We start from the raw sequence: 11,284 nt of genomic DNA on the forward strand, positions 1-11,284 counted from the left end.
CATTGATATATACTTTTTTAAAGGAATATAAAATTTTTGATGATTTTTAAATAAAAATTAGGAATATACCGGATGGGATTTATGTTTTTTATTTACATAGTTCTTAATTACATGAAAATTCGATAAAGAAGATTTTTAATGTTTAAAGATTTGAAAAAATATTATTTATCTATGCTTCATCTTGAGTGTCAATTGATATCTTTGTTACAAGACCCAGCAAAGATACAGCAGTTTGCAAGTAACTGAGGTATAAAATGCAAGAATTAAAATCAGATATAAACAGTTTCTAATTCCTGCCTCCAGCAATAACTGCCTTCTGCCTCAAAACCCATAGCTTTGTACTTCATGCAAAAGAAAACTGCTGTATAGTACTAACAGGCAAGTCAGTGAAGCGAAAAGTTTTGCAAAAGCCTCACCAGTCATGTATTTAACGGGTCGCGGAAGTCTCCATTTTCTCTAGGAGACGCTTTCCATAGCAAGATTCCTTACGGGGTGCGCTGAACGCAAGGAATTATCAGCGCCCGAAACCCTGATTATTTATTTATTTACAAAAGTTTTCAACTTACTCCAAGTCGAAAATCACAAGTTTAACGCTGCACATTCCCACTTTCCCCTAGACTAAGGGCAGCAACCTTGTTGAAACTGGCTGAGGAAAGTGGACTTTGACTGAGACAAACAATTTAAACTCTACCATCCAGAATGTCTCACGCAGGGAATTGCGAGATTTAGTGCGGACTCAGATGCAAATGCTTCTTGAAGCGGGAGACTTGCAGGGAGCAAAAGCTATTCTCCTACCTGTGCAGCCTGCGGATATTGCCGAGGCGATTGAGGGTTTACCAGAAGCGATGCACGCTTTGGCTTTTCGTTTGCTTTCTAAGGATGAGGCTATAGAGGTTTATGAATATCTCGACTACAGTGTTCAAGAACGGTTAATCGGGGAACTTAAAAGCCAGGAAGTCCGGGATATTGTCGATCAAATGTCGCCGGATGACCGAGCTAGGTTATTTGATGAATTACCGGCAAAAGTCGTCAATCGTCTGCTAGAACAACTGAGTCCAACAGAACGCCAAGCTACAGCCCAACTATTGGGCTATGAAGCTGATACTGCTGGGCGAATCATGACGCTAGAGTTAATCTCGCTCAAAGAAAACTTTACAGTATCTCAAACCCTAGAGCGAATTCGCAACTTAGCTAATGCCAGTGAGATGATTTATTATCTTTATGTCACTGATGCGGAAAGGCGCTTAACGGGGATTGTATCGTTGCGGGAGTTAGTGACATCTCAGCCTGAGCAAATTATTGGCGAAATTATGACCCGTGATGTGGTGTTTGTCCACACTGATACAGATCAGGAAGAAGTTGCAAGATTAATTCAAAAATATGACTTTCTGGCTGTGCCTGTGGTAGATCGAGAACAGCGTCTAGTAGGTATTGTCACCGTCGATGATGTGATTGATATTCTGCAACAAGAAACCACCGAAGATATCTATGCCTTGGGTGGTGGTGTGCAGTCGGGGGGCGACAACTATTTTCAGATGAATTTACTGGAAATTGCTCGGAAGCGGGTTGTATGGTTATTGGTTTTACTTGTAACTAATACCGTCACAGGAACAATTATTAAGTCGCAAGAAGATATTTTAGCAAAAGTGGTGATACTGACGGCGTTTATCCCCTTGTTGACTGGTACTGGTGGTAATGTGGGCGCCCAGTCTTCCACAGTCGTGATTCGCGGGATGAATACTGATGAAATCCGATCGCTTGGCGCATTGCAGGTAATTGGCCGGGAAGCGATCGCAGGGGTATTATTGGGAGGAATGTTAGGTACGATCGCTACTGTCTGGGCTTATTTTCTGCAAGGACGATTAGAAGTAGCGATCGCTGTCGGCACTAGTCTGGTAGCTATTTCTCTTTTAGCTTCTATCTCCGGTTCAGCACTGCCGTTTCTATTTCGCTACCTCCGTTTAGATCCGGCATTAATGTCAGCACCATTCATCACCACAGCAGTTGATGTCGTCGGCGTTTTAATTTACTTCAATTTGGCGCGGGTAATTTTAAAGTTATGAAAAGAGTCATTGGTTATTAGTTATTAGTGAAGAATAAAGTACAAATGACTAACTTTTACAATTCTGATTCCGAATCTGGAGCAACAATTTCGCCAGTACCCAATTGCAGTATCAAGTCCTGGTCAGTAATCAATCCACTAAGTTCTTTTACTTGCAAATTCATTTCTTCACAAGCTTGTCTGAGTTCTCGCGCAAATTTGTTCAGGTCTTGACCATAGCCACATTGATAAGCAGCAGTTTCAATTCCTTCCTTGGCATTTGCTCTAGCACAATCTACTAGTTCCGTGCCATGCAGTGGTGTAGGAGATGCCATAGACGTAGTTATTATTTCTTAAATGTTTGCTGCTAGATAGATTATCAATATTCCCACATTTACTCATCCCTCCAATGGAAGACCATCAGGGTAGAGTTAGAAGTTGAGAGTTAGGAGTTAAAAGTTAAGAGTTATAAATTAAGAATATATCAGTTATAACTTCTAACTCATAACTCATAACTCCTAATTCCTAACTCCTAACTCCTAACTCCTAAGTCCTAACTATTTCACTTAGCCATTGACAACATCTCCACCATTGACATGTAACACTTGTCCAGAGACATAAGAACCATCATCAGAGGCTAAATATACATAGCTAGGAGCAACTTCTTCTGGTTGTCCGGCTCGTTCCATTGGTACTTGTTTACCAAAAGTTTCAACTTTCTCTTCGGGAAAAGTTGAGGGAATTAAAGGTGTCCAAATTGGCCCTGGCGCGACAGCATTAACGCGAATTCCTTTGGATACCAAATTTTTTGATAAGGAGCGAGTAAAAGCAACGATCGCACCTTTTGTAGAGGAATAATCTAGTAGCTGTGGATTCCCTTTATAAGCTGTTACCGATGTGGTATTGATGATAGAACTGCCTGCTTGTAAATGCTTGAGTGCAGCTTTAGTCATGAAAAACATCGAGAATATATTAGTGCGGAAAGTTCGCTCTAGTTGTTCTTTGGTGATATCTTCGATACTTTCTTGCGGATGTTGTTCGGCGGCATTGTTGATCAGAATATCGAGTTTGCCAAGCTCATCAACTGTTTGTTGGATTGCTTGCTGACAAAAAGTTTCATCCCCAATATCACCTGCAATGGTTACTGCACGACGCCCTTGTTTTTCTACTAAATGTTTTGTTTCTTTAGCATCGTCGTGTTCATTGAGGTAAAGAATCGCCACATCTGCACCTTCTTTAGCAAATGCGATCGCTACAGCACGACCAATACCACTATCTGCACCCGTAATCAATGCTACTTTATCTTGTAACTTGCCACTACCCCGATACTGGGCATCATCTGCCTTGGGTTTTGGCGTCATTTCTGATTCAACACCTGGTGTTTCTTGCTGCTGTGGCGGTTGTAATTTTTTTTCTTTTGATTTAGGCATAGGTTTTCTCTTGGTAATTGAATATTGAATTGGGCACTTGTACTAAGCGGCGTCGTAAAGCCTGCGGCATAGCTACGCTTAGGGCGCAGCCTCTCCAAGAGTTGCATTGGGCATTGTTAAATAAGTACCCTCTGCCTCTTCCTGATTCCAAAAGTAAACCTTGGATCGAAAATTCAACCCAAGGTTTATTTTTTGCTTTGGCTCTCACTAGCCATTTGCAATTTTAGGCGCTTATACTCCTGATGCTTGCTAATCGAACTTATTGCTGGCATCTGTACGCGGCTGGTATTATTTATCCTCACACATGGCACATGCTATTCATCTGACTACAATAAACAAATACACAACTCTGATTCGATGAAAGATTTTTTCCTTTTCATCTGCTTTCAAGTTAACTGTTATGTAGCTGCACTTTATCGCTCCTTAGAGGTAAAGCAACCTGGAATTAGCTCACCCTTAAGACGTAAAATAAACTCAATAATTGAGATTTATTGAATTTGTCTATAATCATTGCTTCTGGTTCTAGAATCGTGGCATTTTCGATAAATAAAAATATAGACTTATACTTTCTCCCTTTCTGGTTGCAAAAATACTTACTCTCATACTATCTACTGAGGTTAATATTAATTTAGGCCGAGATTTGGATAGCTGCCTTTTGGTAGACGAAATTTCTTGCAAAACTACCTAAATCCTTACGCCGCAGATATACCTCCAGACTAATCGTCTAAAAGCTTATGTGGTACGCTACATTAGGATCATTAGAGGGCAGGGGTTATGGCAACATTAAATATTTCCGAGTTAGAACAGGTTGAAAAATTTCGCCACTTACAATTAACCCTGCGCGATCGCTGGAAAACGAGCGAGCTATTTGACAATACTGAAGCAGATATTTTAATTATTCCCTCGCTAAGTATCGACCAGCGCGAACTCCAAAAGATCGAAGGCTGCGAACATTATGAAGAAAGATTACTATTTTCCTTAATTCGGTTACAAAATCCCCAGACTAGGCTGGTTTATGTAACATCAGTACCACTGCATCCTAGTATCATTGATTATTATCTGCAACTGTTGCCAGGAATTCCCTTTTCTCATGCTCGGAATCGCTTGTTGCTACTTTCTACTTACGATTCCTCCCTTAAGCCTCTAAGCCAAAAGATTTTAGAACGCCCCCGCCTGCTAGAGCGGATTCATCAAGCTTTGAGGTTAGACAAATCATTTATGATTTGCTATAACTCTTCGCAGTGGGAAGGCGAATTGTCTGTAAAATTGGGTGTACCACTGTATGCTGCTGCACCAGATTTACAGATTTGGGGGACAAAAAGTGGCAGTCGGCAAATCTTCGCCGAAAGCGAAATACCGTATCCAGATGGCACTGAAAAAGTTTGGAATCACACAGATTTGGCAGAAGCTACCAGTGATTTGTGGGAACGACAACCGACATTAAAACGGGTAGTGGTAAAACTCAACGAAGGCATTTCTGGAGAGGGGAATGCACTGCTGGATTTTAGACCGATTGAAAATGTAGCACCAGGCAAAGGTACTCATGCCCAAAGGGTAGCAGCAATTAGCGATCGCTTCTCAACAATGCGCTTTCAAGCAAAACAAGAAACTTGGGACAATTTTTCCGGAAGACTTCCTGAATTAGGGGGAATCGCCGAAGCATTTGTGGAAGGGGAAATTAAGCGATCGCCCAGTGTCCAAGGACGGATCACACCCAATGGCGAAGTGGAAATCCTTTCAACCCACGACCAAATTCTCGGAGGCCCAGACGGTCAGATTTATCTTGGTTGTCGCTTTCCTGCTGATGAAAGCTATCGGTTGCAATTACAGCAATTGGGAATACAAGTTGGCAAAAAGTTAGCAGAGAAAGGCACTTTAGAGCGATTTGGATTAGATTTTATCGCCGTTGACAAGGGTAATGGAGAGTGGGATATTCAGGCGATCGAAATTAACCTGCGTAAAGGCGGTACAACTCATCCATTCATGACCCTGAAATTATTAACGAACGGGCGCTATGACCTTTCCACAGGCTTATTTTATAGTCAGCAAGGTCGTCCAAAATACTACATTGCTACTGATAATCTGCAAAAAGAGCGCTATCAGGGATTATTACCTAATGATTTGATGGATATCATCGCTCACCACAGACTACACTTCGACAGTGGTACTGAAACGGGCACAGTGTTTCATCTTATGGGTTGCCTTTCGCAGTTTGGCAAGTTGGGATTAACCAGCATCGGTGATTCCCCGCAACAAGCACAAGATATTTATAACAAAGTTGTCAAAGTTCTCGATGAAGAAACCCGCAGCAAAAATCAGGATTTATCGGCGTTATCAGATTATTCATTTCCCGTGGTTTGGGATGAATTATAGTTAAGGGATGTCGTTTTTAACACATTAATCGGCTGTAGGGGCGTACAGATGTCAATACGCTTGGGTTAAGGCTTAAACTCTTTGTCAAAGTCAATTTTTTAACGAACCGCCAACGCGCAGCGTCTCTAAGAGTTGGACGCAAAGAGAAGAAAGAAATGCTTAACCCAAGTGTATTGGTACAGATGTACGCTCCTACCTATGTAACCGTATTAGGTATTTCCTGAAATAATATAACAGCCTTTGGTGATGCTATCAAAAAAGCTAATACTCATTAATTTTTTCAGGATGATTCGCTTGGGGTAAGCGGCAATAGCCCTGATTATATGAAGGTTGAATGCTGATTAGTTCTTGATGTTTCTCTTGATGTGGCACTCATGAGGTGCGGTATTTAAGTTAGCACAACTTGAAGCGTTTCTTGCAAATCTAACTGCAACTGTGAGTGAGCATTGCCGCTATTAATGGCAATTTCTACCCAGCCGTGACTGCCTACTATTGCTATTATCTCTCCCACGTTGACATCACTGTAAGTTTCACAGCCTGGTATACTCAACCCAGCCGCTTGCACACACCAAGTTTTGCCTTGTACATAACTCGCTGGAATGTTGCTCACTAAGTTGCCAAAGTGGTCAATATATTGAATGCAACCTACTACACCAGTGGTTGTCTGCTTACACTCGCCTATATCCAGTTTTACCAAACTTGCTAGATCAATTTCTTGTCCTAGCTGTTTGAGGGAGACACCACTAGCAAGATTAGCTCCCACTGGTGCAAAGATATCTCTACCGTGAAAAGTCTTGCTTGGTTGAGGAGTTCGCCAATAGTTAAGATTTGTAAGTTCGGCGGCTGCGATCGCTGGACTTTGACTAAGTACCCCGCTAAAGATACCATTATCTGGGCCTACCAGAAACCCTTGAGCAAATTCTACTGCGATCGCTCGTCGCTTGCTTCCCACACCCGGATCTACTACTGCCACATGCACTGTGCCAACTGGGAAATAGGGATAAGCATTCATTAGGGAAAACCTGGCTGCGGCGATGTCTTGCGGCGAAATTTGGTGCGTTAAGTCTACCACCGTCAGTCTGGGGTTGATTTGGGCTATGACACCCTTCATTATCCCTACATAAACATCGCGATCGCCGAAATCGCTCAGTAAAGTCACAAGTGGCTGTTGATCTATCTGCTTGGTAGGCATATTTTTGCTTAAAATTAGATTAATTTCTAAATTTCTGTAGCAACAGCTACAAAATATGTGTTATGTTAAGAATACAAGACATAAAACGAAAAATTAAAGAGGGTAATCACTATGAATCAAGGTAGACTACAAAGTGCCAGAAAAGCACAAGAAGCTCACAGAGAGAATATTCAAAAAAGCCTAGAACATCGCTTGCAAGTAGCTAGAGCAAACGGCGACGAACAACTAATTCGTCAACTGGAAGCTGAGATGAGGTATTCGGGTTAAATCAAGTTTTCAATGTTCTTAGTTTGTTGTGTAACCCGCTACGGCGGGTTTTTTTTGTTTTTAGGGAGTTTTCTGGTAATTTCGCTCTTACAGCCTTTTCAATTAATTGAATTACCCCACTCCCTATCCTGACACTTCCAGAGCAAGATAGCTTTTCCCACAAACATAAACCTAACTCAACTTCAGTCAGCTATTGTTCACTCATGAGTATATTGCTACCCTCGCAATTCATACAATATAGGACTAGTCCTTTCAAGATGGGTGAAAATTTTAGTCTCTAAATTCTTCTTTAACCTCTTCTCTCTATGTTGCGCCAATTGCTACCCTGCCTTAACGCTAAGAGTGAACAAGTCAGGGAACCGCAAGGGCGCACTGGCTTCTCTGTGCCTAATAAGGTTAAATAAATTACTTTTAAACCGTTCCAGGCACAGAGAACGCTGAGAAAAACAATCTTATTTTACCAGTCGCTTCGTCAGCTAAAATATAGGACTTACGCACTGTACAAATGCATCGTGATGTACATTAACGATGCATCGGTTTTTTCAAGCTTTTCTTAATTATCCTGCGATCATAAATAGACCATGCTGTAGGGGCACAGCAATGCTGTGCCCTTACGAAAGATATGGTTTTTAAACTTATTTATATTTGGTATTTATTGTCAATGCATAAGTCCTAAATAGAAGTTTAGTTTTTCTGAATTCCATAACAAAAACGACCAATTAACCAATTATTACTTTCACTCTTATTAGGTTTTCGTGTCTGTAGTGTTTTTGTTCTATTTTTAAGTCGGATAATGAGTGTAGCTTCTGGTTTTCCTGATACAGAACAACTTACACGCCTGAGTCAAAACCCAAAAGATGAAGTTGCTTGTGGTCTAGTTTTGAGAGATAAAAGATTACAAGGATTAGATAGAAGAGAAATAGATCATGTAATTACTGGTGAAGATTGTAAAATTGTCGAAGAGAATCAATGTATGATTGCAAGTAATTGGTGGGCATTGCCCACCCTACTTAGACAATTTCCTAGTTTACTAAGACTTTGGTTTATAAGTCGAGGCAACGTACAATTCTTTCAACTGTTTAGCATCTACACTCGAAGGTGCATCTGTTAACAAACAACGCGCTTGTTGTGTCTTCGGAAAAGCAATGACATCTCGAATAGATTCTTCGCCAGCTAGCAACATCACTAAACGATCTAAACCGTAGGCGATGCCACCATGCGGTGGTGTACCATATTCAAATGCTTCTAAGAGAAAGCCAAATTTATTTTGTGCTTCTTCTGGAGATAAACCGATCGCTTCAAACACCTGCTGTTGAATTTCTCGCTGATAAATCCGCAGACTTCCGCCGCCAACTTCCACGCCGTTGAGTACTAAGTCGTAAGCTTGGGCGCGTGCAGTTTTTAAGTCGCTCAAATCATCAGGATGCGGTGCTGTAAATGGATGGTGCAGTGCTTCTAAACGCTTTTCGTCAGCATTCCACTCGAACATCGGGAAATCTGTAATCCACAGCAAGTTGATTTTTTCTGGATCAATTAACTTAAATTCTCTAGCAATAACTTGCCGTAATCTATCTAATGTTTTATTAACTGTAGCAGCATCGCCAGCCCCAAACAACAGCAAGTGTCCAGCTTTAGCACCTGTACGGTGTAAAATTTCTTGTTTTTGTTCAACGCTGAGGTTGTCTTTAATCGCGCCAATGGTGTCAATTTCGCCATCGTCTCTGACGCGGATATAAGCTAAACCTTTAGCACCGGCTTCGCTGGCTTCTTTAAATAAATCACCGCCTGGTTTAATCCGGACATTAGAAATTACATCGTTACCGTTGGGAATGGGCAGGATTTTAACGATACCACCATTGGTAACAGTGTCCCGAAAGACTTTGAAACTAGAGTCTTTCACAACATCTGAAACGTCAACTAATTCCAAACCATAGCGTGTATCTGGTTTATCACTACCGTAGCGTTCCATCCCTTCGGCGTAAGTGAGGCGGGGAAAAGGGCGCTGTAACTCAATTCCTTTAACTGTTTTGAAGATATGGCAAACTAAGCTTTCATTCAGTTCGATAATTTCTTCTTGAGACATGAAGCTCATTTCCATGTCCAACTGAGTGAATTCCGGTTGTCTGTCGGCGCGTAAATCTTCATCACGAAAGCAACGAGCAATCTGATAATATCTATCCAAGCCAGATACCATCAGCAATTGTTTAAATAGCTGGGGTGATTGCGGCAAAGCATACCACTCACCAGGATTGACGCGACTGGGTAGAACATAATCCCGCGCCCCTTCTGGGGTAGAACGAGTAAGTATTGGGGTTTCGACTTCGATAAAACCTTCCAAATCTTCCAGATAACGACGCATGGCTTTGACAATTTGATGACGCAGTTGCAAATTTTGCGCCATGCGATCGCGTCGCAAATCCAAATAACGATATTTCAGCCGCAAGTCTTCGCGCACTGGCTCGGTGTCAGCTACCGAAACTTGGAAAGGTAACTGTTTGCGAACAGCATTCAGGAGTTGAATTTTATCGGCGTAGATTTCCACCTCACCTGTTGGGATGCGGGTATTCAACGATTCTTCGGGACGGTGCGTTACCCTACCAGTGATTTCGACAACATATTCATTTCGCAGGGCGTTCGCCTGTTCATAAGAATCTGGGGTGCGTTGCGGATCGCTGACGATTTGGACAATTCCAGAGCGATCGCGTAAATCTAAAAATATCACACCACCGTGATCGCGGCGACGGTCTATCCATCCGTAAAAGGTAACAGTTTCTCCAATATGTTCTTTTCGGAGTTCGCCGCAATAGTGAGTTCGCATAAGTGTTAGTTATTGTTTCCGGGCTAGATTGGCAAGCAAATGTCAAAGCTTTCCCATTATCTAGCATCAATAGTAATTGTAGTAATAAACATACAATAATCTCACGCCAATTTGGCAAAGGTCGATTGGGGGAGTGAGACAGACGCAAAAGCTCAAAGAAGACGCGATCGGGCAAAGAAATTATCAGATACTCTCACCGTGTCCTGGCACTACCTTGTTTTCCGTAATATAATGTTCCCGTTTTTACAATAATTGTTTTATGTAACTTAACTATGGAACACAAGTGATAACTGTTAATCACTGTCTCCATAAAAATCTTCATCTAATAACTGTTCTATCAGAAAAGGACAATTAAAAGGATATTCTGTGTCCGTTGGTTTTCTCACTCCTAATTTAGCTTTTTTACTTTCTTTGATTGCCAGTTTACGAGCATCGGCATAGGCTTGAAAAATAACTTCAGTAATATAATTTTTAAAAGAAGGATTTTCTGACAAATCCTTTTTTACTCGAAAACGATTTTCTGTGACAGAACTATACCAGCTTGTTTTGATCATCTCAGGAGCATCAGATTGAACGGTTAACATGAGTAAATAAGCAATCAAGATTGTTAAATTACTAATGAATGACCGTTTTTCTGACTTTCCCATGTGTTCTAATTCTATAAGCAAATGCTCCCAGTTTATGTCATTAAAACGATGTTCTTTAATCTGCTCAATAATGCTTTCTCGCCACAGATTAAAATCTTGTTCATACAGTTGATTGTTCATATACCAGTTCTCGTTTACGTGAGGTACACCCGTAAGGGCACGGCACTGCCATGCCCCTACACATTGTGATGTAATATTGTACAGGTAGAACGATTTACCAGCCGTGGAGAAATTGCTGGGGAAGAAGTTTTGAGTGAGTTGTTTACTTTGTATTCAGAACCAGTGAGTGATTCGGCTGCATTCAGTCAAAACATTAAGTTGGCAAGCACAACTTGATAGCGCATACTTTGTTTCGCCTAGAAAAGCATATCTTTAATTTAACTCTCCTGTAAGTTGTGAAACCGTTCCCATAAGTTCGGGAACCGCTCCCATGAACCCGAAGACCGCTCCCATGAACCCGAAGACCGCTCCCGTCATGAGTTAGACCGCTACAGTTGCAATATTGATAACTACAGC

The 11,284-nt window shown here is 41.4% G+C and carries 8 protein-coding genes; 3 read left to right on the top strand and 5 right to left on the bottom strand.

The annotated features are described in order from the left end of the window. The first annotated feature begins 662 nt into the window (after nucleotides 1-662). Nucleotides 663-2,063 (top strand): magnesium transporter, encoded by a 1,401-nt coding sequence (mgtE, locus tag ACFFAP_RS22585; RefSeq protein WP_375513320.1) that lies wholly within the window; start codon nucleotides 663-665, stop codon nucleotides 2,061-2,063. A 55-nt stretch (nucleotides 2,064-2,118) separates the two neighbouring features. On the opposite strand, the gene ACFFAP_RS22590 is transcribed toward mgtE, so the two are convergent. Both ACFFAP_RS22590 and ACFFAP_RS22595 read right to left on the bottom strand, forming a co-directional pair. Next, nucleotides 2,119-2,376 (bottom strand): hypothetical protein, encoded by a 258-nt coding sequence (locus tag ACFFAP_RS22590; protein WP_375513321.1) that lies wholly within the window; start codon nucleotides 2,374-2,376, stop codon nucleotides 2,119-2,121. 231 nt (nucleotides 2,377-2,607) lie between these two features. Then, the gene (locus ACFFAP_RS22595) at nucleotides 2,608-3,471 is read right to left on the bottom strand and encodes an SDR family oxidoreductase (RefSeq protein ID WP_375513322.1); all 864 of its coding nucleotides are present in this window, start codon (nucleotides 3,469-3,471) and stop codon (nucleotides 2,608-2,610) included. 774 nt (nucleotides 3,472-4,245) lie between these two features. On the opposite strand from ACFFAP_RS22595, the gene ACFFAP_RS22600 reads away from it, so the two are divergent. Continuing rightward, complete coding sequence (locus ACFFAP_RS22600; RefSeq protein ID WP_375513323.1) at nucleotides 4,246-5,844, top strand: peptide ligase PGM1-related protein; 1,599 nt, start codon at nucleotides 4,246-4,248, stop codon at nucleotides 5,842-5,844. 388 nt (nucleotides 5,845-6,232) lie between these two features. Here the strand turns inward: ACFFAP_RS22600 and ACFFAP_RS22605 are convergent, their stop codons facing one another. Next, nucleotides 6,233-7,036 carry an S-adenosyl-l-methionine hydroxide adenosyltransferase family protein gene (locus tag ACFFAP_RS22605; RefSeq protein WP_375513324.1) on the bottom strand — a complete coding sequence of 268 codons (804 nt, stop codon included), beginning with the start codon at nucleotides 7,034-7,036 and terminating at the stop codon, nucleotides 6,233-6,235. A 111-nt stretch (nucleotides 7,037-7,147) separates the two neighbouring features. Between ACFFAP_RS22605 and ACFFAP_RS22610 the strand changes: the two genes are divergently transcribed. Then, nucleotides 7,148-7,303 (top strand): hypothetical protein, encoded by a 156-nt coding sequence (locus ACFFAP_RS22610; RefSeq protein ID WP_375513325.1) that lies wholly within the window; start codon nucleotides 7,148-7,150, stop codon nucleotides 7,301-7,303. 1,030 nt (nucleotides 7,304-8,333) lie between these two features. Here the strand turns inward: ACFFAP_RS22610 and aspS are convergent. Together aspS and ACFFAP_RS22620 are read right to left on the bottom strand one after the other, a co-directional pair. Continuing rightward, nucleotides 8,334-10,121, bottom strand: a complete 1,788-nt coding sequence (aspS, locus tag ACFFAP_RS22615) for an aspartate--tRNA ligase (RefSeq protein ID WP_375513326.1) — start codon at nucleotides 10,119-10,121, stop codon at nucleotides 8,334-8,336. A gap of 293 nt (nucleotides 10,122-10,414) precedes the next feature. Continuing rightward, nucleotides 10,415-10,888, bottom strand: a complete 474-nt coding sequence (locus ACFFAP_RS22620; RefSeq protein ID WP_375513327.1) for a DUF29 domain-containing protein — start codon at nucleotides 10,886-10,888, stop codon at nucleotides 10,415-10,417. Nucleotides 10,889-11,284 lie beyond the last annotated feature (396 nt).

Origin of the sequence: uncultured Nostoc sp. (assembly GCF_964245575.1) — a bacterium.
In the GTDB taxonomy this organism is placed as follows: Bacteria; Cyanobacteriota; Cyanobacteriia; order Cyanobacteriales; family Nostocaceae; genus Nostoc.